The organism is Micromonospora sp. NPDC093243, assembly GCF_044753725.1.
Classification (GTDB): domain Bacteria; phylum Actinomycetota; class Actinomycetes; order Mycobacteriales; family Micromonosporaceae; genus Micromonospora.
In genome coordinates this window covers 943139-964056 of sequence record NZ_JBIVNT010000002.1, presented here as the reverse complement: position 1 = coordinate 964056, position 20918 = coordinate 943139, and the positions used below count along the sequence as shown (strand labels likewise).

General features: G+C 73.3%; 19 protein-coding genes. 4 read left to right on the top strand and 15 right to left on the bottom strand.

Features of this window, described 5'->3' with window-relative positions; translation table 11 throughout:
- Window positions 1–17: 17 nt before the first annotated feature.
- From ACIP9D_RS09340 to eno, 10 genes are all read right to left on the bottom strand, one after another.
- Window positions 18–731, bottom strand: a complete 714-nt coding sequence (locus ACIP9D_RS09340; RefSeq protein ID WP_350868762.1) for a uracil-DNA glycosylase — start codon at window positions 729–731, stop codon at window positions 18–20.
- A gap of 19 nt (window positions 732–750) precedes the next feature.
- Complete coding sequence (locus ACIP9D_RS09335; RefSeq protein WP_350867260.1) at window positions 751–1437, bottom strand: dienelactone hydrolase family protein; 687 nt, start codon at window positions 1435–1437, stop codon at window positions 751–753.
- Window positions 1438–1654: 217 nt separating this feature from the next.
- Complete coding sequence (locus tag ACIP9D_RS09330) at window positions 1655–2137, bottom strand: hypothetical protein (protein WP_396694367.1); 483 nt, start codon at window positions 2135–2137, stop codon at window positions 1655–1657.
- A 161-nt stretch (window positions 2138–2298) separates the two neighbouring features.
- Entirely contained in the window at window positions 2299–3330 is a 1032-nt protein-coding gene (locus tag ACIP9D_RS09325; RefSeq protein WP_350867262.1) for an HAAS signaling domain-containing protein, read from the bottom strand.
- The gene (locus ACIP9D_RS09320) at window positions 3327–3659 is read right to left on the bottom strand and encodes a PadR family transcriptional regulator (protein WP_350867264.1); all 333 of its coding nucleotides are present in this window, start codon (window positions 3657–3659) and stop codon (window positions 3327–3329) included. The genes ACIP9D_RS09325 and ACIP9D_RS09320 overlap by 4 nt, the downstream gene beginning before the upstream one ends.
- A 149-nt stretch (window positions 3660–3808) precedes the next feature.
- The gene (locus tag ACIP9D_RS09315; RefSeq protein ID WP_350868763.1) at window positions 3809–4738 is read right to left on the bottom strand and encodes a Ppx/GppA phosphatase family protein; all 930 of its coding nucleotides are present in this window, start codon (window positions 4736–4738) and stop codon (window positions 3809–3811) included.
- A gap of 181 nt (window positions 4739–4919) precedes the next feature.
- Window positions 4920–5465, bottom strand: a complete 546-nt coding sequence (locus ACIP9D_RS09310) for an amino-acid N-acetyltransferase (protein ID WP_350867266.1) — start codon at window positions 5463–5465, stop codon at window positions 4920–4922.
- Complete coding sequence (locus tag ACIP9D_RS09305; RefSeq protein WP_350868764.1) at window positions 5462–6019, bottom strand: DUF501 domain-containing protein; 558 nt, start codon at window positions 6017–6019, stop codon at window positions 5462–5464. The genes ACIP9D_RS09310 and ACIP9D_RS09305 overlap by 4 nt, the downstream gene beginning before the upstream one ends.
- A 34-nt stretch (window positions 6020–6053) precedes the next feature.
- A complete protein-coding gene (locus tag ACIP9D_RS09300; protein ID WP_350867268.1) occupies window positions 6054–6692 on the bottom strand; it encodes a septum formation initiator family protein in 639 nt (212 codons plus the stop codon).
- A gap of 31 nt (window positions 6693–6723) precedes the next feature.
- A complete protein-coding gene (gene eno, locus ACIP9D_RS09295; protein WP_357048622.1) occupies window positions 6724–8007 on the bottom strand; it encodes a phosphopyruvate hydratase in 1284 nt (427 codons plus the stop codon).
- 248 nt (window positions 8008–8255) lie between these two features.
- On the opposite strand from eno, the gene ACIP9D_RS09290 reads away from it, so the two are divergent.
- Together ACIP9D_RS09290 and nudC are read left to right on the top strand one after the other, a co-directional pair.
- The gene (locus ACIP9D_RS09290) at window positions 8256–8948 is read left to right on the top strand and encodes a hypothetical protein (RefSeq protein ID WP_350867271.1); all 693 of its coding nucleotides are present in this window, start codon (window positions 8256–8258) and stop codon (window positions 8946–8948) included.
- Entirely contained in the window at window positions 8945–9772 is an 828-nt protein-coding gene (gene nudC / locus ACIP9D_RS09285; RefSeq protein ID WP_350867273.1) for an NAD(+) diphosphatase, read from the top strand. Before ACIP9D_RS09290 ends, nudC begins: the two co-directional genes overlap by 4 nt.
- Before the next feature lie 39 nt (window positions 9773–9811).
- Here nudC and ACIP9D_RS09280 read toward each other — a convergent pair whose 3' ends face one another.
- The 4 genes from ACIP9D_RS09280 to mfd all read right to left on the bottom strand — a co-directional run bounded on the left by ACIP9D_RS09280 (window position 9812) and on the right by mfd (window position 17149).
- Complete coding sequence (locus ACIP9D_RS09280; RefSeq protein WP_350867275.1) at window positions 9812–11431, bottom strand: DUF885 domain-containing protein; 1620 nt, start codon at window positions 11429–11431, stop codon at window positions 9812–9814.
- A gap of 103 nt (window positions 11432–11534) precedes the next feature.
- Window positions 11535–12515, bottom strand: coding sequence for a nucleoside triphosphate pyrophosphohydrolase (locus tag ACIP9D_RS09275; protein ID WP_350867277.1), 981 nt, complete (start codon window positions 12513–12515; stop codon window positions 11535–11537).
- A 2-nt stretch (window positions 12516–12517) separates the two neighbouring features.
- Window positions 12518–13285 carry a hypothetical protein gene (locus ACIP9D_RS09270; RefSeq protein ID WP_350867279.1) on the bottom strand — a complete coding sequence of 256 codons (768 nt, stop codon included), beginning with the start codon at window positions 13283–13285 and terminating at the stop codon, window positions 12518–12520.
- Between the two features lie 141 nt (window positions 13286–13426).
- On the bottom strand, window positions 13427–17149 hold the full coding sequence (gene mfd / locus ACIP9D_RS09265) for a transcription-repair coupling factor (RefSeq protein ID WP_350867281.1): 3723 nt from the start codon (window positions 17147–17149) through the stop codon (window positions 13427–13429).
- Between the two features lie 346 nt (window positions 17150–17495).
- Here mfd and ACIP9D_RS09260 point away from each other — a divergent pair, with 346 nt between their 5' ends.
- On the top strand, window positions 17496–18416 hold the full coding sequence (locus ACIP9D_RS09260) for a cyclase family protein (RefSeq protein WP_350867283.1): 921 nt from the start codon (window positions 17496–17498) through the stop codon (window positions 18414–18416).
- 290 nt (window positions 18417–18706) lie between these two features.
- On the opposite strand, the gene ACIP9D_RS09255 is transcribed toward ACIP9D_RS09260, so the two are convergent.
- A complete protein-coding gene (locus ACIP9D_RS09255; protein ID WP_350867285.1) occupies window positions 18707–19747 on the bottom strand; it encodes a S66 peptidase family protein in 1041 nt (346 codons plus the stop codon).
- An 83-nt stretch (window positions 19748–19830) separates the two neighbouring features.
- Between ACIP9D_RS09255 and ACIP9D_RS09250 the strand changes: the two genes are divergently transcribed.
- Window positions 19831–20868, top strand: coding sequence for a hypothetical protein (locus ACIP9D_RS09250; RefSeq protein ID WP_350867286.1), 1038 nt, complete (start codon window positions 19831–19833; stop codon window positions 20866–20868).
- Window positions 20869–20918 lie beyond the last annotated feature (50 nt).

Sequence of the window (20918 nt, the reverse complement as noted above, 5' to 3'; positions counted from 1 at the left end):
CCACCACCCCACGCAGGTCAGTCCACTCCGGCCAACTGCTTCGCCCGGGCGAACACATCGTCCAGCATTCCTGGTGTCAGCCGTCCCGTGAAGGTGTTCTGCTGGCTGACGTGGTAGCAGCCGAGCAGATCCGGTGCGGCCGTGCCGGACCAGTGTGCCCCATGGGTGAAGACCGGTCGCGGGCTGGGCGGACGGAGTCCGTACACCTGGCGCAGCGTCGGCCACCACGCCGCCCAGGCGAAGGCGCCCAGCGCGACCACCACCCGCAGCGTGGGCCGGATCAGCGAGACCTCGCGGTGCAGCCAGGGTGCGCAGGTGTCGCGCTCCTGCGGCGTCGGTTTGTTGTCCGGCGGCGCGCAGCGCACCGCGGCGAAGATCCGGGTGTCCCGCAGGGCGAGCCCGTCGTCGGCGGCGACACTGGTCGGCTGGTTGGCCAGCCCGGCGCGGTGCAGCGCGGCGAAGAGCACGTCGCCGGAGCGGTCGCCGGTGAAGATCCGGCCGGTGCGGTTGCCGCCGTGCGCGGCGGGCGCGAGACCGAGGATGCCGATCCGCGCGTCCGCGGCGCCGAAGCCGGGCACCGGTCGGCCCCAGTACCGCTGGTCGCGGAAGGCCGCCCGGCGGGTCCGGGCGACCTCCTCCCGCCAGTCGACCAGCCGCGGGCAGGCGAAGCAGTCGCTCACCGCGGCGTCGAGGTCGGCCAGGTCGGTCGCCCGCGCGGCGCGGGCGACCACCTCTTCGGGCGTACGCGGCTCAGCCAAGCTTCGCCCGGAACAGTTCCAGGGTCCGCGCCCACGCGGTGGCCGCGGCGCGCTGGTCGTAGTTCTCCGGCCGGTCCTCGTTGAAGAAGGCGTGCGCGGTGCCCGGGTAGTCGTAGGTCTGGCAGTTGCCGCCGGCGGTCTCGATGGCCCGGCGTACGGTCTGCACGCCCTCGTCGGCCGAGGTGCCGTCCGCTTCGGAGCAGTGGATGATGGCGGCCTTGCCCGCGTAGTCGGCCCACTCGGGACGCATCCCGTCCCACGGCAGCCGGGGGTAGAAGGCCGCGGTCGCGACGATCCGCTCGGACCGGGTCGCCGCCCAGAGGGCCAGGCTCGCCCCGGCGCAGAAGCCGGCGCACCCGGCCTTGCCGGTGACCTCGCTGCGACCGGCCAGGTAGTCGGCGGCAGCGGCGATCTCCGTCGCCGCCTCGTCCATCTGCGCGCTGTTCAGCATCTGCCGGGGCTCGGTCGGCTTGCTGGCCGGCTCGCCGTGCCGGAAGTCCGGGGCGAGCGCGACGAAACCCGCCTCGGCGAACCGGTCGACGACCGACCGTACGTGCGGCACCAGGCCCCACCAGTCCTGGATGACGATGACCGCAGGGCTGGCCGCACCGCCGGAGGGTATCGCGAGATAACCCTCGCTCGTACCGCCGTTGCTGCGGTAGCTCACCATTTCGCCCATTGGCCGTCCTCCTAGCGGTCAGTCATCGTTGGCTGGTCGCCCAGTGTCGGTAGCCTGCCACGCCGCGCCCGCGCCGGGAAGATGCCGGAACAGTGGCATTCACCTCCCGTTCGCCCGCGGGTGACGCTGCGTACGCCGACGGCGGCGCGGAGGATCTCCGCGCCGCCGTCGGCGGTGGCTGTGGCCGGGCTCCGGCCCGGCCGGTGGGTGTGCCGGCTCAGGCCTTCTTGGTCAGGCAGAGCAGGTACCCGGTCTTGCCCGGCTCGATGCTGTAGAAGAGGTAGCCGTCCTCGTTCTCCTTGATGTACTGCTCGCACGCGGTGCCGGCCTTCGCCTGCGCCTCGGTCTGCCCGTCGACCCGGCCGACCACGTTGTACGCGGCCTCGGTCGAGGTGCAGTCGACGACCTTGGCGTTGTCGACCTCCTCCTCTTCGGCGCCGGTGACCTCGGGCAGCTCGGCGATGCAGTCGCCGGCCTTCGCCTCGGCGGTGGCGTCCTTGTCGAAGAAGTTGCCGATGGCGCTGGCCAGGCCGAACTTGAGACCGGCGATGACCAGGAAGACGACGATCGCGCCGACGATGCCGAGCGCCTTCTTGGCACCGGACTTCTTCGCCTCCGGCTCAGCCGGCGGCGGCGCCTGCACGGCTGGCTGGGGCTGCTCGGCGTCAGCCGAGGGGGGCGGTGCGACCTGCTCTGACACGAGGGTTCCTTCCGAGGGGTTGAGGAGCAGACGACACCGTAACGATGATCAACCGCGCCCGCCGCCCCGCTGGCCTCATCCGTTCAGCCATTTCCCAGCTTCGGGTGCTAGCAGGCACTCCCGGTCACCGGCGGGCGGTGACCGGGAGTGCCGGTGAGAGGTCAGCGGGTGGCGGTGGGGGTGGGCTCCGGGGTGTCGGTGGGACTCGCCGTGGCACCCGGAGTCGCCGTCGCGGCCGGAGTCGCCGTCGCGGCCGGGTCCGCGCTGCCGGTCGGCTCGGGCGTATCGGTGGGCGACGGAGTGGCCAGCGGCGGCAGGACCGGTGTGGGCGCGGACCCGGCCGGGGCCCGCGGCGCGAAGGGCGCCTGCTCCGGGCAGTACGGGTAGGGGCGCAGCAGCGGGTTGTTGCCGTTCGGATCCCGCTCGTCGACGCAGTCCGGGTAACCGAGCCGGATCGGGTCGCCGTTCTGGTCGAAGAGCCGGGCGTTCTCCACCAGCCGACCCTCACTGTCGTAGACGAACACGTCCCGCACCCGGTCGTACGGGTTGTTCACCGCGATCTGGTCGTAGGGGTAGTAGCCGGCGCGATCTTCGGCATTGGCCAGTGCGGACAGCGCGAAGACGACGAGCACCAGACTGCTGGCGTGCATCGCCCAGCGCGGCCAGCCGCGCAACCGCTCGGAGCGGCGGCCGAGCCACACCGACCCGAGCACGAGGCCGACGAGCATCACCAGGCCGGCGAGGAGCTCACCGCCGAAGCGGGGCAGCAGACCGAAGGTGCCGCCCGTGGTTATCACGGTGACCAGCATCGCGGCGAGGTAGCCGCGCAGCACCCACCAGGCCGGGCGGAGCAGCCGCAGGAACTCGCTCGCGGTCGGGTAGCCGAGGGGCGGGCCGAGCCGGGTGTCCAGGGCGTGCAGCCGACCACGGGCGCGGAGCACGGCCGCGGCGATCCGTCGCTCCATGTTGCGACCGGCGACGCTCTGCGCGCCGGCCGCGACCCGCAGCTCGACGGCGTACGCCTCGGGCTGACCGAGCCGCTCGACCAGCGAGCCGTCGGCTTCGGCGGCCACCTCGGCGAGGTGTTCCGGCAGGTCCTCGGTCAGCTCGTCGCGGACGGCCGGCGGCAGGTCGGCCAGCGCTGCCCGGACCCGTCCGACGTAGTCCGCGATCTCCTGCTCCGTGACGGTCATGCCGCCATCCCCCGATCGTCGAGCAGTGTGTCCATGGTGGTGGCGAACGAGCGCCAGAGCTTGCCGGAACGGGTCAACTGATCCCGGCCGGCCGCGTTCAGCGAGTAGTACTTGCGGTGCGGGCCGGACTCGCTCGGCACGACGTAGGTGGTGAGCAGGCCGGCGGCGAAGAGCCGGCGCAGTGTGCCGTAGACCGACGCGTCGCCGACCTCCTCCAGGCCGGCCTCGCGCAGTCGACGCAGGATGTCGTAGCCGTAGCCGTCCTCGTCGCGGAGGACGGCGAGCACCGCGAGATCCAGCACGCCCTTCAACAGCTGGGTGGTGTCCACGCAACGCACACTACTGTGCGATGCGCAGTACCGTCAACGAAAGACTACCGAGCGGCGATTCTCAGCGGAACCGACTTCCCGTCGTAGCCGCACCCGCCGGTCACTGGCCCACATCTGTGCGATCAGTGGCTCGCGGCGGGCGCGGCCGACTACTGAAGGCTCCAGGCGATGCCGTCGAGGATGTCGTGCTCGGACGCGACCACGGAGGGCATGCCGGCCCGCTCCATGATCACCCGGAGCACCAGGGCGCCCGCTCCGATCACGTCGGCCCGCCCCGGGTGCATCACCGGAATGGCCAGCCGCTGCTCGCGGGTCTTGCCGAGCAGGTCGGCGGTCACCCCGGCCACCGCCTCGTAGGAGACCCGAGCGTGGTGGATCCGCGCCGGCTCGTACGCCTGCAGTCCCTCAGCGATGGCGACCACGGTGGTGACCGACCCGGCGAGCCCGACCAGCGTGGCGGCCTCGCGCCCGGGCACGACGGCGAGCGCCCGGTCGACCGCGACGGTGATGTCGGCCCGCGCGGCGGCGATCTCGTCCAGCCCCGGCGGGTCGCCGTGCAGGTGCCGCTCGGTCATCCGGACGCAGCCGATGTCCACCGACAACGCCGCCTGCACGCCGCCGTCCCGGGTGCCGACCACGAACTCGGTCGAGCCGCCTCCGATGTCCACCACCAGGTACGGCGGTTCGGCGCCGGCGGGCAGCCCGCGCACCGCCCCGGTGAACGAGAGCCGCGCCTCCTCGTCGCCGGTGACCACCTCGGGGGCGACCCCGAGGGTCTCCCGCACCATCGTCCGGAAGTCCTCCGCGTTGGCGGCGTCCCGGGTCGCCGAGGTGGCGACCATCCGGACCCGCTCGGCGCCGAGCTTCTCGATCTCGCCCGCGTAGCTGGCCAGCGCGACCCGGGTGCGCTCGATCGCCTCCGGCGCGAGCCGACCGGTCCGGTCCACCCCCTGGCCCAGCCGGACGATCTCCATCCGACGGCTCACGTCGGCGAGCGGCGCCTCCGGCCCGGCATCCGGGTCGGGCAGGTCGGCCACCAGCAGCCGGATCGAATTGGTCCCGCAGTCAATGGCGGCCACGCGCGTCGTCACGTCCGCCACCCTACGACAGGTCGGCGGGCCGACCGCCGCACCGCTCCAGACGGCCCCGGCCGACCGGCGATCCTGCCGGCACCCCAGAGCACAGCGTCGGAGACAGGGCGCGGTGACGGCCGTCGACGTCACTCTCCGCGACCACCGCGCGCCGGCGGCGATCGTCGGCTCAGAGGCGCAGCAGCATCCGGGAATTGCCCAGGGTGTTCGGCTTGACCCGCTCCAGGTCGAGGAACTCCGCGACACCCTCGTCGTAGGAGCGCAGCAGCTGCTCGTAGACCGGCTGCGGCACCGGCGCGCCGTCGATCTCGGTGAAGCCGAACGAGCCGAAGAAGCGCGTCTCGAAGGTGAGCACGAAGATCCGGGCCACCCCCAGCTCGCGGGCCGCGTCGATCAGCTCGCCGACGATCCGGTGCCCGATCTTCCGGCCCCGGCAGGTCGGGTCGACCGCGACCGTGCGGATCTCGGCCAGGTCCTCCCACATCACGTGCAGCGCGCCACAGCCCACCACCGTGCCGTCGTCGGCGCGTACCGCGACCCGGAACTCCTGCACATCCTCGTAGAGGGTGACGGTGGCCTTGCTGAGCAGCCGCCGGTCGTCGGTGTAGGTGTCCACCAGCCGGCGGATTCCCCGCACGTCCCCGGTGCGGGCCCGCCGGACCACGATCTCGTCCTCGGCGGCCCGGCCCGCCGGCCGTTCGACGGGGGCGCTCATTCCGTTGCCGGCACGTCCACGCAGGGCCCCGCCGTCCACCAGGGCTCGATCAGCGCCAGCGTCTCGTCACCGAACGGGTTGACCCCGGGCCCGGCGCCGAGCGCGTGCCCGAGGTGGACGTGCAGGCACTTCACGCGACCGGGCATGCCACCGGCGGAGATGCCGGCGATCTCCGGCACCTCGCCGATCGCCTCCCGCCGGGCCAGGTAGTCCTCGTGCGCAGCGCGGTAGTGGGCGGCCAGCTCCGGATCGGCGGCCAGCCGCTCGGCCATCTCCTTCATCAGCCCGGCCGACTCCAGCCGGCTGCACGCCCCGGTCGCCCGCGGACAGGTGAGGTAATAGAGCGTCGGGAACGGGGTGCCGTCGGAGAGCCGAGGCGTCGTCTCGACCACGTCGGGGAGGCCGCACGGGCAGCGGTGAGCCACCGCCCGGGTGCCGCGGGGCGGGCGTCCGAGCTGCGCGGCCACCGCGGCCAGGTCGGCCTCGGTGGCCGGCTCCCGCTTCGGCGGGGGTACGGAATCCGCCGCCGACTCCTGCGGTGGTACGACAGTCACGGTGCCCATCTCTCGTTCGATGCTCGACTGGTGCTCAGCTGGCGGGCTGCTCGCCGTTGGCGGCCCGGACGCTCGACCACAGGGTGTCGTACCAGGGGTCGGGCGAGGTCGGCGCGCCGGGGGCGGAGCGGCCCGCGTCCCGGGCGGCGCCCTCCGGGTCGTTGAGCAGAATCACCAGCTTCTCGCCCGGCCGGCCCATGTAGAACCGCTCCCGGGCCTTGGTCTCGATGAAGGCCGGGTCCTGCCACTTCGCCGCCTCGGCCGAGAGGTCGGCGATCAGCTTCTCCTGCGCCGCTTGGGCGGCCTCCATCCGCTCGATGTCGGCCTGCTGGTTCAGGTAGACCCGGACCGGAAAGGTGTACGCCAGGGCGAGCGCGATGAGCACCGCGAAGAGCACGGTGGCCCGCCCGGTGAAGCGTCGGGGGTGGGGTGCGGAGAGCCGCTTGACCGAGCCGCCGGCCGCCGTACGCCGGGCGGCGGCGGGCCGGCTCGCGGAGCGTACGCCCTCGCTGCCCCGCGCGGCGCTCGGCGCGCGACCGGCCGCGCCACGCGGCTCGGCACGCACGCCGGCCTCCCGGACCGGCGTCCGGGCGCTGCGGGCCCCGCCCGGCCGGCCGGACTGGCCGGGCCGGCGGGCGGGACGCTGACCACCCGGTGTGCGGCGCTGCTGCATCCCACACCCCTCCCCCGAGGCTTCGCGCGTGTCAGGCCGAACGGTAGCGCGGGAAGGCGCCCGCACCGGCGTACCGCGCCGCGTCGGCCAACTCCTCCTCGATCCGCAGGAGCTGGTTGTACTTCGCGACCCGGTCCGAACGGGCCGGGGCACCGGTCTTGATCTGGCCGCAGCCGGTGGCCACCGCCAGGTCGGCGATGGTGGTGTCCTCGGTCTCGCCCGAGCGGTGGCTCATCATGCACTTGAAGCCGGCCCGGTGGGCCAGGTCCACCGCGTCCAGGGTCTCGGTGAGCGAGCCGATCTGGTTGACCTTCACCAGCACCGCGTTGGCGGCCTTCTCGGCGATGCCGCGGGCGATGCGCTGCGGGTTGGTGACGAAGAGGTCGTCGCCGACGATCTGGACCCGGTCGCCGATCGACGCGGTCAGCGTCTGCCAGCCGGTCCAGTCGTCCTCCGCCAGCGGGTCCTCGATCGACACGATCGGGTAGTCGCCGGCCAGCTTGGTGTAGTAGTTACTCATCTCCTCGGCGGACTTCGCGGCGCCCTCGAAGGTGTAGGTGCCGTTGTCGAAGAACTCCGTCGCCGCCACGTCGAGCGCGAAGACGATGTCGGTGCCGAGCCGGTAGCCGGCCTTCTCGACCGCCTCGGCGATCAGATCCAGCGCCGCGGAGTTGGTGGGCAGGTTGGGCGCGAAGCCGCCCTCGTCACCCAGGCCGGTGGAGAGGTCCTTCTTCTTCAGAACCGACTTCAGCGCGTGGTAGACCTCGGCGCCGGAGCGCAGCGCCTCGCGGAAGCTGGGCGCGCCGATCGGCGCGATCATGAACTCCTGAATGTCGACGTTGGAGTCCGCGTGCGCGCCACCGTTGAGGATGTTCATCATCGGCACCGGCAGCAGGTGCGCGTTCGGGCCACCCAGGTAGCGGAAGAGGCTCAGCTCGGCGCTGCCGGCCGCCGCCTTCGCCACCGCGAGGGAGACCCCCAGGATGGCGTTCGCGCCCAGCTCGGACTTGGTGTCGGTGCCGTCGATGTCGAGCATCTTCTGGTCGATCAGGCGCTGCTCGCTGGCCTCGTAGCCGATGATCTGGTCGACGATGCGGTCCTCGACGTTCGAGACCGCCTTCTCGACGCCCTTGCCCTGGTAGCGGTCGGCGTCACCGTCGCGCAGCTCGATCGCCTCGAAAGCGCCGGTGGAGGCGCCGGAGGGCACCGCGGCGCGAGCCACCGTGCCGTCGTCCAGGCCGACCTCGACCTCGACGGTGGGGTTGCCCCGCGAGTCGAGAATCTCCCGGGCGACGATTCCCTCGATGGTTGCCACTGAGTCGCTCCTCGTATGTGTGTTTCCGGTGCGAGCCGCGACGGTGCGGCTGAGGCAGGTGTTGAACGCAGCGTATCGGGCGGCGCTCGAGCGCGGGCCGTCCGGGCGCGCACGGGGCCCGTCCGGTCGGCCGCAGGCCGGCCCGAAACCTGCCCTCGACGGCGGCTTACCCGGACATTCCCGGATTCTCGGGCGCCAACCGGCAACGGGTTTGCGTAGCACGGACCCGATCTATCAGGCTGGGCGGCATGCCCGCCGCCTCGACCACCCTCCGCATGCTCGCCGTGTCGGTCATCGCGTCGCTCACAGTTACCGGCTGTCAGGCCCTCGACGACGCCGGACGGTCGATCGGGCGGGCCGATCTGGTCAACGACTTCGCCGCCCGACTGGACCGGGCGCTGGAGCTGACCTACTCGGCCGACTACCAACTCCCGGGCGGGCAGACCGCCTCCATCGCGCAGGCGCAGGACCCGGCCCGCTCCGCCTATCGCTACCCGGGTGGCCGGCTCACCGTCACCGCCGACGCCACCGCCCAGTGCGAGGCGACCGGCGGCCGGACCACCTGCACCCTGGTGGCGCCCCCGGCGCCCGGCAGCAAGCCCGCCGTGACGGTCTTCGCCGAGGCCAAGCGGCGTGGCCTGGTCACCCCACCGGTGGTGGTGGGGATGCTGACCACCGCCGCGCTCGACCCGGAGGCGGTCATCGAGCAGAGCGACACCACCCTGGCCGGACACCACGCCACCTGCATGGATGTCGAACAGGCTGCCGGTGACTTCTCCGCCTGCATGACCACCGAGGGGGTGCTCGGCAGCTTCACCGGCGACGTCGACGGCAAGCCGATGGAGCTGACGTTGACCCGCTACTCCGACACGGTCGACGGCGCCGCTTTCGACCTGCCGTCCGGGGCGGGCGTGGTCGACCGGCGTACGACCACCTCGTGACCGACGGCCCCCGCTTCGTGCCCGGCGCGGGACATACCGGGCCGCCCGAACCGGACCATCTCGCGCTGCTGGTGGCCGGCCGCAAGCTGCTGCTCGGCCCGGACGGGCGGTTGACCCGGATCGCCGACCTGCCCGGCGATCACGACTGGGTGCCGATCGGCACGCTCGACGACGTGCCGGTCTGGGCCGCCGGGAGCAAGGCCGGTGCCGGCCGCTGGGTCAGCTGGCGGAGGCTCGCCGCCGAGCTGCCCGAGCCGCTGGCCGCGCTGGCCGGGCGGGCGTTGCAGGTGGTGACCTGGCGGCACAGCCACCGCTGGTGCGGGGCCTGCCGGGCCGAGCTGGCCGACGTGCCCGGGGAGTCCGCCCGCCGCTGCCCCGACTGCGACCTCTACGCGCCGATGCGGCTCTCCCCCGCGGTGCTGGTCGCGATCACCCGACCCGGAGCCGCCGGCCGCCCCGACCAGCTGCTGCTGGTCCGGCACGCGTACGGGCCGACGGACCTCTGGGCGCTGGTCGCCGGGTTCGTCGAGGCGGGCGAGACGCTGGAGGCGGCCGTGCACCGGGAGGTCGGCGAGGAGGTCGGGCTGACCGTCGACGGGCTGACCTACTACGGCAGTCAGCCGTGGGCGATGTCCGGCCCGGGGGTGCTGCTCACCGGCTTCACCGCCAGCGCCGCCGACCCGGCCGCCGAACCGGTCGTGGACGGGCGGGAGCTGGTGCAGGCCCGCTGGTTCCCGGTGGACGCGCTGCCGGCCGAGCTGCCGCCCGCGTACTCCATCTCCCGCTGGCTGATCGACGCGACCGCGACCGGCGTGCGGCGCTGATCCCCCTGCTCCGCGGCCGGTCCGACCGGCGGGTGGCGGTCAGAGACCGAGCAGGGTGCGCAGGTGGCGCGGGGGCGGGCAGTCGTGCGCGAGCATCGCGTCGTGCCACTCGCGCACCGACACCCCGTCCGGCCGGGCCGCGGCGATCTCGGCGACCTCGCTGTAGCCGACGAAGTAGGTGGAGAGCTGGGTCGACGTGAGCAACGCGCGGCGCCACTTGCCCGCCGCCTCGCCCTCCTCCTGGAAGCCGCGCTCGGTCATCAGCGCCATCGCCTCGGCCTCGGGCAGCTCCTCGCAGTGCACCAGCTGGTCGAGCAGCGCGTTGATGGTCATCCGCAGCTGCATCTTGAGCTGCTGCAGCCGCACCGGCAGGCCACCGAAGCCGAGCCCGGCCATCAGCTCCTCGGCATAGACCGCCCAGCCCTCGATGAACGGGCCGGACTCGGCCAGCGCCCGCACCCGGGTGCCGCCGGCGTAGCGGCGGGCGTGCGCGAGCTGGAGGAAGTGCCCGGGCATCGCCTCGTGCACGGTCAGGTTGCGGATCATGTGGTCGTTGTACTCGCGGTAGAACGACTCGACCCGGTGCGCCGGCCACTCCGCCGGGGTGGGCGCGATGCAGTAGAAGGTCGGCACGTCCGCGATCTCCAGCGGGCCGGGTGAGTCGCAGTAGGCGACGGCCACGCCCCGGGCGAACTCGGGCATCTCCTGGATCACGCACGGGTCGTCGAGCAGGGTCACCAGGTCGTGGGCGCGGACGAAGTCGGTCGCCTCGTCGAGGGTCACCCCGGCCAGGTCGACGATGGTGTGGTCGTCCGGGTGCTCGGCGGCGAGCAGGTTCAGCGCGCGTCGGACCGTCTCGTCGTCGGCCGGGCCGCCGACCAGCTCGACCGCCGCCTCCCGGATCTCCGCGGTCACCCGGTCGAGGTTGGCCCAGGCACGGCGGCGGATTTCCGTTGCGCCCAGCTCGGTGTCGAGGGTGTGCCAGAGCCGAGCCTCCCAGCGACGCCGGCCCAGCCGCGGATCACGACCCGGCCCGGCGTCGCCGGCCAGCCCGATCCGCAGCCAGGCGACGAACTCCTCCAGCGCGGCGATCGCGGCGGTGGCGGCCGGTTCGACCACACCGTGCAGGCCGGGGACCTGGGCGAGCAGCGCCGGCACCTCGTCGCGGATCAGCGCGGCGGCGCCGGTGAACTGCCCGACCGCCGTCTCGGCGTGGATCCGGGGCATGTCGCGCAGCGTCCCGCGGGCGATCGCCAGCGCGTCCGGCACGGCCGCGAGCCGCCCGGCCAGCTGGGTCAGCCGCACCTCGGCCGGGGCGTACGGGCGGGCGATCAGCGCGTGCAGCAGCGGGCCGGGATTGTGCCGCAGCGGATCCCACTCGTAGCCGCGGATCTCGGTCAGCTCGAACAGCTCCCGGTCGACCAGGGCGCTGAGCAGCGCGTGGTCGACCTGCTCCTCGACCTCCAACGCCTCCGGGTCCAGCTCGGAGAGCGCGTTGGCCGCGTCGGTGAGCATGGCTCGGTCGGCGGCGCGCCCGTCCGGGGAGAAGTCGGGCAGCCGGTCGTCGTAGCGGTGGTCGCCGGCCGACGTGGCCAGCCCGGGCCGGCTCTCCAGCAGCGCGTCAACAATCCGCTCAGCGAGCGGCACGAACGATTCCACCCACCGACCCTACCGGCCCCACCACCTGGTCGCCCGGCACACGTTGATCATGAAGTTGTTGCCAGGAACACCGGCGTGTCCGGGCAACAAGTTCATGATCGATCTACTGGTCGGGTGGGGGTTCGGCGGCGCGGACGGCGTCGGCGTAGGCGAGGGCGGCACGGCGGAGAGCCGCCTCGGGGTCGAGGTCGGCCTCGCGGGCGGCGGCGACCGTGGCCAGCAGGCCGGCGCCGAGCCGCGCCTCCGGGTCCACCTGGGACTCCGCCAGCGGTGGCGGCACGGCCAGGCCGACCCGGCCGGCGCGCTCCAGGATCTTCGCGGCCAGGGCCAGCGCGGGCTGGCTCAAGGCGATGCCGTCGAGCACCGAACCCCGCGCCTTCTCGGCCCGCTTGATCCGCTCCCAGTTCGCGGTGATCTCGTCCAGCGTGCCCACCTCCGCCCCGGCAAAGACGTGCGGATTACGGCGGATCATCTTGTCGACCAGCCCGCCGGCCACGTCGTCGACGTTCCACCGCTCGCCCTCGGGCAGCTCCTCGGCGAGCCGGGCGTGCAGCACCACCTGGAGCAGCACGTCGCCCAACTCCTCGCGCAGCGCGTCGGTGTCCCCGGCGCTGATCGCGTCGTACGCCTCGTAGCACTCCTCCAGCAGGAAGCCGGCGAGGCTCTGGTGCGTCTGCGCCCGCTTCCACGGGTCGCCGCCTGGCGAGGCGAGCCGGTCCATCACCGCGACCGCGTCGAGCAGCCGGGCGCCGGGCGGATCCCACGAGCCGTACATCAGCTCCAGCTCGGCCAGGCCCGGCTCCCGGGCCAACCGCAGCCCCAGCTCCCGGGCGAGCGACTCGTCGCCGGCCGGCCCGGCCAGCCAGACCGCGGTGCCGTGCGCCGCCACCGCGTCCAGCAGCGCCTGCGTCGCCGGGCCGTCCACCACCGTGACTTCGGCGCCCGCCGCGCGCACGGCGGCGGTCAGCTCGCTCTCCGCGCCGGTCAACACCGGGGCGGACCGTACGACGTCCCAGGCGGCCGCCGTCAGCAGGCCGGCCGGCAGTCGGGGCGAGGTGACCAGCAGGACGATCCGTGCCGACATGCTCAGCTTTCCGTGCCCTCGGCCTCCGGAGCCTCGCTCGACGGAACCGGCTCCGGGGTGGACACCTCGGTCACCGCGGAGCCCTCCTCACCGAGCGGCACGCTGACGGCGGGCACCCCGGCCTCGAAGCTGAGCAGCGGGTACGCCAGCGGACGGTAGCGGGGGTTGACCGAGACGTCGTAGCCGTCGATCGCGTCGACGAGGGTCTTGCGGCTGGCCAGCGCCGCCCGCAGCTGGTCGCCGTCCAACTGGCTGGCGGCCTGCTCGTCGGTGACGTCCGCGGGGATGGACCCCGCGGCCCGCCCGATCTCGATGACCTTGTCCAGCTCCGCCTTGGTGGGCGCGACGGGCTGCGACCCCGGCACACCGGACATGCAGGTGTGCAACTCGGCGAAACGCTTCACGTAGGTGGCCTCCGCCGGGAGCCCCGTTTGCTGGGCCACCTGCTCCGGGCTCACCTGCCCGCGCGGCTCGTAGCTGTTGTCGGCGGAGAGCTGCCGGCACACGTCGAGCAGCACCAGGGTGGTCACCACCTCGCCGCGGCTCACCACCGGCGCCGCGGCCTGCGCTGGATTCGCCGCCTGCTCCTCGTTCGCCGACGGACTCGCCGAGGTCTCGGGCCTCAACTCCCCGACGATCGAGGTGACCTGCTCCTCGGTGATCCGGTGATCACCGATATAGGCGGCGACCCCCGGTTCGGTACGGCAACCGGCAAGGGCGACGAGACCGACCGCCACGCTGGCGACGGCGACAAGACGGCGAGCACGCATGACGGTCACTCTCTCACGCCAGCACCCGTCGCTGTGACGCCCCCCACCGCCCCACCCGAGGGGTCCCGGGCACGACGACCAGGAAGGTGCCGCCGCCGCCCGGGCGCCGACACCTTCCCCAGTCGACAGGAGCCTGACGGGTCAGGCGCTCGCCCCCGCCGGGACGGCCGAGGCCGGCGCGCCCAGGACGTCGGTGAGCAGTTGGGCGCACCACTCCAGCAGAGCCTGGTCGCGCAGCGGCTCGCCGCCGATCCGCCGGGTGCTCGGCCGCGGCACGCTCACCTGGTCGGTGGCCTGCTTGTAGACCGAATCCGGGTGGTAGCGCTTGAGCCGCAGCTGCTTCGAGTCGGGCAGCGGCAGCGGACCGAAGCGCAGGTGCTTGCCCTGCATCGAGACGTCGGTGAGGCCGTAGCGGCGGGCGAGCAGCCGGAACCGGGCCACCGCGACCAGGTTCTGCACCGGGGCCGGCGGCTCGCCGTACCGGTCGGTCATCTCGGCGACCACCTCGCGCAGCCGGTCGTCGTCGCGCGCCTCGGCGAGCTTGCGGTACATCTCCAGCCGCAGCCGCTCCACCGCGACGTAGTCGTGCGGCAGGTGCGCGTCGACCGGCAGGTCGATCTTGACGTCGACCTCCTCCTCCGGACGCTCGCCCTTGAACGCCTGCACCGCCTCGCCGACCATCCGCACGTAGAGGTCGAAGCCGACGCCCTCGATGTGCCCGGACTGCTCGCCGCCGAGCAGGTTGCCGGCGCCCCGGATCTCCAGGTCCTTCATCGCCACGTACATGCCCGCGCCCAGCTCGGTGTGCTGCGCGATGGTGGCCAGCCGCTCGTGCGCGTTCTCGGTGAGCGGCTTGTCCGCCGGGTAGAGGAAGTAGGCGTACGCCCGCTCCCGGCCCCGGCCCACCCGGCCGCGGATCTGGTGCAGCTGGGACAGGCCGAGCAGGTCGGCGCGCTCCACGATGAGGGTGTTGGCGTTCGGGATGTCGATGCCGGACTCCACGATCGTGGTGCAGACCAGGACGTCGAACTCCTTCTCCCAGAAGCCGACCATGACCTTCTCGAGCGCCTCCTCACCCATCTGGCCGTGCGCCACCGCGACCCGCGCCTCGGGCACCAGCTCGCGGATCCGCCGGGCCGCCCGATCGATCGACTCCACCCGGTTGTGCAGGTAGAAGACCTGCCCGTCGCGGAGCAGCTCCCGGTGGATGGCGGCGGCCACCTGCCGGTCGTCGTACGCCCCGACGGCGGTGAGCACCGGGTGGCGCTCCTCCGGCGGGGTGGCGATGGTGGACATCTCCCGGATGCCGGTGATCGCCATCTCCAGCGTCCGCGGGATCGGGGTGGCCGACATGCTCAGCACGTCGACCGAGGCACGCATGGACTTCAGGTGCTCCTTGTGCTCGACGCCGAACCGCTGCTCCTCGTCGACGATGACCAGCCCGAGCGACTTGAACCGGGTGGCGGCCTGGAGCAGCCGGTGGGTGCCGATGACGATGTCGGCGGTGCCCTCGGCCGCCATCGTCAGGGCCTGCTCGGCCTCCTTCGGCGTCTGGAACCGCGACAGCTGCCGGATCGTCACCGGGAACTGACCCATCCGCTCGGCGAACGTGTTGTAGTGCTGCTGCACGAGCAGCGTGGTCGGCACCAGCACGGCCACCTGCTTGCCGTCCTGGACGGCCTTGAACGCCGCCCGCACCGCGATCTCGGTCTTGCCGTAGCCGACGTCGCCGCAGATCAGCCGGTCCATCGGGACGGTCTGCTCCATGTCCCGTTTGACCTCTTCGATGGCCGCGAGCTGGTCGGGCGTCTCCTGCCAGGGGAACGCGTCCTCCAGCTCACGCTGCCACGGGGTGTCCGGGCCGAACGAGTGCCCCTTGGACGCCTTGCGGGCGGCGTAGAGCTGGATCAGCTGGGCGGCGATCTCGCGGACCGCCTTGCGGGCCCGGGCCTTCGACTTCTGCCAGTCCGAGCCGCCCATCTTGTGCAGGGTCGGCTGCTCGCCGCCGACGTACCGGCTGAGCTGGTCGAGCTGGTCGGTGGGGACGAAGAGCCGGTCGCCGGGCTGGCCGCGCTTGCTGGCGGCGTACTCGATGACCAGGTACTCCCGGGAGGCGCCGTTGACCGTGCGCTGCACCAGCTCGACGTAGCGGCCGATGCCGTGCTGCTCGTGCACGACGTGGTCGCCGGCCTTCAGCTCCAGCGGGTCGATGGTGTTGCGCCGCCGGCTCGGCATCTTGCGCATGTCGCGGGTCGAGGTGCCCCGACCGCCGGTGATGTCGTTGCCGGTGAGCAGCACGAACCGGGACGACTCGTCGACGAAGCCGGCGCCCAGCGAGCCGCAGGTGACCAGCACCTCGCCCGCGTCCGGCGCGACCGGCACGGTCTCGGTCAGCCGGGCGCCCAGCCCCGCGTCGCGCAGCACCTCGACGGCGCGCTGGGCGGGGCCGTGCCCCTCGAAGACCAGCGCGATCGACCAGCCCTCGCCGGCCCAGCGCTTCAGGTCGTCGACCACCCGGGACGTCTCGCCGTGATAGAGCGGCGCCGGCTGGGCGGCGAGCGTGACCGCGATCGCGTCGTCCGGGGTGACGCTGACCGCCTCCGGCGCGTCCTCCCAGGGCTGGCGCGCCTCGACGGCCGCCGGCTCGGCCAGGCCGAACGGGGAGAGCGTCCACCACGGCTGGCCCAGCTTGCCGGCCGCCGCGCGCACCTCGGCGAGGCTGCGGAAGGCGGCGGCGCCCAGGTCCACCGGGGCCTGGCCGCCGACCGCGGCCGCGGCCCAACTGGCCTGGAGGAACTCCTCCGAGGTACGGACCAGGTCGTGGGCCCGGGTGCGGATCCGCTCCGGGTCGCAAAGGAGTACGTGGGTGCCGGCCGGCATCGCGTCCAGCAGCAGCTCCATCGAGTCGGCGCCGATCAGCGCCGGAGCCAGCGACTCCATCCCCTCGACCGGGATGCCCTCGGCGAGCTTGTCCAGAATCTCGATCAGCTCCGGGTGCTGCTCCGCCAACGCCGCGGCCCGCTCGCGCACCGCGGGGGTGAGCAGCAGCTCGCGGCACGGCGGTGCCCAGAGCTGGGCGACCTGCTCGATGGTCCGCTGGTCGGCGACGGCGAAGGTGCGGATCTCCTCCACCTCGTCGCCCCAGAACTCGACCCGCGACGGGTGCTCGTCGGTCGGCGGAAAGACGTCGAGGATGCCGCCCCGGACCGCGAACTCGCCGCGCTTGGTGACCAGGTCGACCCGGGCGTACGCCATGCCGGTCAACCGGCGGGCGACCTCCTCCAGGTCGGCCTCCTCGCCGGCCGCGAGCTGCACCGGCTCCAGGTCGCCGAGCCCCTTGAGCTGCGGTTGCAGCAGCGAGCGCACCGGGGCCACGACCACCCGCAGCGGCCCGCTACGACCGTGCGAGTCGACCGACTCCGGGTGCGCCAGCCGGCGCAGCACGGCGAGCCGCCGGCCGACGGTGTCCGAGCGGGGCGAGAGTCGCTCGTGCGGCAGCGTCTCCCAGGACGGGTAGACCGCCACCTGCTCCGACGGCAGCAGGCTGCCCAGCGCGGCGGCCAGGTCGTCGGCCTCCCGGGTCGTCGCGGTGACCGCGAGCACCGGCCGCCCTGCGCCACCCTGGCGCGCGCCTGCTTGCCCGGCGCCTGGCTGCCCGGCGCCTGGCTGTGCGGCGCTGCCCCGTTCGGCGGCCTCGGCGGCCTCGGCGGCGTCCGCGGCGACGGCGGCGACCGCGAAGGGGCGCAGTGCCGGCGGGGCGGTGATGTCGAGCCCGTCGACCTGCGCGGCACCGGTGCGCGCCAGGTCACGCGCCCGGGCCAGCCCGGGGTCGGCCAGCGCGGCGGAGAAGAGTCCGGTGAGCATGCGAATCACTTCCAGGGGAGTCGGTGCACACGACAGATCCCCCGCGTCCGGCCGGACGGGGGGTGCACGACTGCCAGCCTATCTCCGCCGACCGACACCCACCCCCTTCCCGCCCAGGCCACGCCCGCACCCCCTTGCCCCGCCCGCTCCCCGCGGGCCGTGGCCAAGATCCACGCAACTTCCGTGAAGTTGGGGCCTCCGACCGGCCGCGACACCACAGTTTCCGGGAAGTTGTGTGGATCTTGGCCCGGCCCGGCCCGGCCCGGCCCGGCCCGGTCCGGCACGGTCCGGCACGGCCGGCTGGGTGGATCTTGACCGTTCGGGGCGGGCGTGATCGGGTTCGGGGATGAGTGAGGAGTGGCGGGCGCAGTTCGATGCGGAGGTCAGCTTCGCCAACGGTGGCGGGCTGCGGACCGAGGGGTTCCGGCTGGACATACCGGGCCAGGAGATCAGCGACGAAGACCTGGCCGCGTTGCTGGTCCGGCACCTCGGCCTGCTGATGGTCGCCGAGGTACGGATCAGCAACAAGACGCTGATCCAGGAGCCGCACAAGGGCGGGCGCGGCGTCACGGGTGGCCAGCCCGGCGGTGACGCCGGTCGGCGGCTGGTCGAGCTGAGCCACGTGATCCGGGACGGGATGACCACCCTGCCCGGCTGGCCGGGGCCGCGGATCACCGAGTGGCTGAGCCGCGAGGCGTCGCGCGCGAACTACGCCCCGGGCACCGAGTTCCAGGTGACCCGGGTCGACATGATCGCCAACACCGGCACCTATCTGGATTCACCATCGCACCGCTGGGCCGACGGGGCCGACCTGTCCGGGCTGCCGCTGGACCGGCTCGCCGACCTGCCCGGCATCGTGGTCCGGGTACCGACCGGCACCCGGGCGGTGGAGCGACTGATGCTCGCCCCGTACGACGTGGCCGGTCGCGCGGTGCTGTTGCAGACCGGGTGGGACGCGCACTTCGGCACCGACCGGTACGGCGCGCCGGAGGCGCCGTACCTGACCGGGGACGCGGCCCGGGCGCTGGCCGACGCGGGCGCGGCGCTGGTCGGCATCGACTCGATCAACATCGACGACATGAGCCCGGCGGCGGCTGGCGAGCGCCCCGCGCACAGCATTCTGCTGGCTGCCGGGATCCCGATCGTGGAGCACCTGACCGGCCTGGGCGCCCTGCCCCCGGACGGCTTCCGGTTCACCGCCGCGCCGCCGCTGGTCGCGGGCATGGGCACCTTCCCGGTCCGCGCCTTCGCCGTCCTGGACACCTGACCTCGCCTCGGTAGGCGCAGGAGGCCGGGGCCGACGACCAACCGCCCGACCGCTGACCGCCGGCTGGCGGCCGCCCACCGCCGACCGATCGTCCGCCGGCCGATCGTCCGCCGGCCGAGATCATCACCAGATCGCCGATATTGCGGTCTCCGACCGCCTTGGAGACCGCAATATCGGCGACACGGAGTCGATCACGCGGCGGCCACGGAATGCCGGTCGAAACGAGACGCCGGGCCGCCACAGGCCACCGTCGGCCACGGGACGCCAACGGCCGCCGGTACGGACGGGATTCAGTAGCGCACCGAGATGCGGCGCTCGAGGGCGTCGACCCGGACCTCTCCGCCGTACGGGATGATCAACTGTGGGTCGGTGTGACCGAGGTCGACGTCGAAGACCACGACCGGGTCGTCGGCGTAGTCGGCGAGCGCCCGAGTGACGGCCGCGCGCTGGTCGTCCGCCCAGGCCCGCCGTTGGTCGAGGGTGTGCGGGCGGTCGAAGTCCCAGGCCTTGGCCCGGCCGACGAGCACCGCCGGGAAGGCGGCGAGCAGCCCTCGCTCCCCCATGTTCCGCACGATCCGGAAGACCTCGGTGGCGGACGGTAGCTCCTCGGACGTCTCGAAGATCAGCACCGAGCCGGCCAGCTCCGCCGCCGACGGCACCCGGTCGGCCGCCATCAGCCAGTGCAGGATCTCCAGGTTGCCGCCCCAGGTGCGGCCGTGCACCACGGTCGCCGGCCCCTGCCAGTGCCAGCCGGCGCCGGGGAACATCACCGGCTCGTCGGCGAGGGACGCTGGATCTTGCCAGTCGCGGGGTTCGTCGCCCCACTCGGTGGCCGGGCTGAGGTCGTACCAGTCGGTGGTGAAGAGCGCCGCGCGCAGCGAGTCGAAGGTCGACGGGTGCGGCGTGCCCGACCGGCCGAGGTGCACAAGGACGGACCCGCCGTGGTACCCGACGATGCCGAGCCGGTACAGGTGGTTGAGCACGTTGGTGTTGTCCGAGTAGCCGAAGTAGGGCTTCGGGTTCGCCCGCAGCACCGCGTCGTCGAGGTGCGGGGTGACGGTGATCAGGTCGTCTCCGCCGACGGTCGCCAGCACGGCCGTGATCGACGGGTCGGCGAACGCGGCGGTGAGATCCCGCGCCCGGTCCCGGGGGTCGGCGCCGAGCACCCGGGTGGTCGGGTATTCGACCGGTTCCAGGCCGAACTCCTCGCGCAGCCGACGCAGCCCAAGCTCGTGGACGTGCGGGAAGATGGCCGGCAGGCCGGCGGAGGGCGAGACCACCGCGACCCGGTCACCGGGGCGCGGCTTCGGGGGGTAGCGCAACGTCACCATGATCAGAAGCTAGCGGACCGGCCAACCGATTTCCGCCCGGCGAATCACCTCAAATGCTGCTGAACCGGCCCTAGGCTGGCGGCGTGGACCAGGCGCGGGAGGCGCGGGAGGTGCGGGCGCGCGACTCACTGGCGCGTACCGCCGGTCTGTTGCTCGGCACCCTCGCGCTGGCCACCGCGTTCATCGCGGCCTACGTCGGCGCGCTGCACCAGCCCACCCCGCGGGACCTGCCGGTCGGCTTCGCCCTTGGCGACCAGCGCGCCGAGGAGGTCCTCGCCGCCGTGCGCGGCCAGACCGACATCATCAAACCGATCGAGTACGACGACCCGGGCGCCGCCGCGGACGGCCTGAAGAACCGCCAGGTGTACGGGGTGCTCACCGCCGGCCCGGAAGGTCTGCTGCTCACCATCGCCAGCGCGTCCGGGCCGAGCGCCACCGGGGCGATCACCGAGGTGCTCCGCGCCGCCGCCGAGCGCGCCGGCACCCCGCTGAAGATCACCGACGAGGTGCGGGTCGTGTCGGCCGACCCACGCGGCGTGGTGCCCTTCTACCTGAACGTCGGGTACGTGCTCGGCGGCTATCTCGCCTCGACCGTGCTGGGGATCGCCGCCGGAACCACCCCCCGTTCGCCCCGCCGGGCGGGGCTGCGGATCGCCGCGCTCGCCGTCTACAGCGTGCTGCTCGGCGTCGCCGGCTCGCTCGTGGTGGGGCCGGGCCTGGGAATCTGGAACGACGAGCTGCTGACGATCGCCGCCGTCGGCGCGCTGGCCGTCTTCGCCGCCGCGATGATCGCCAGCGCCGTCCAGGGCTGGCTCGGCATCGCCGGCACCGCGCTGGTCATCCTGCTCCTGGTGGTGCTCGGCAATCCGGGATCCGGCGGCATCTTCGCCCCGGAGTTCCTGCCCGGCTGGCTACGAACGATGCACCGCTGGAACATCCCCGGGCTGGCCAACGACCTGACCAAGTCCGCGGTGTACTTCGACTGGTGGTCGGCCGGCTGGCCGGCCGTCCTGCTCGCGCTCTGGGCGCTGGCCGGCGGGGTCGGTCTGGTCGCCGCGAGCCTGGTCCGCGGCCGCCGCGCCGGCCCGCCCCGCTCGCCGGCGTGCGACCAGGGTGGCTGAGATCACGCCGCAAAAGGCCGCTGGACGGAGAGTGGATCTTCCGGGGCCCC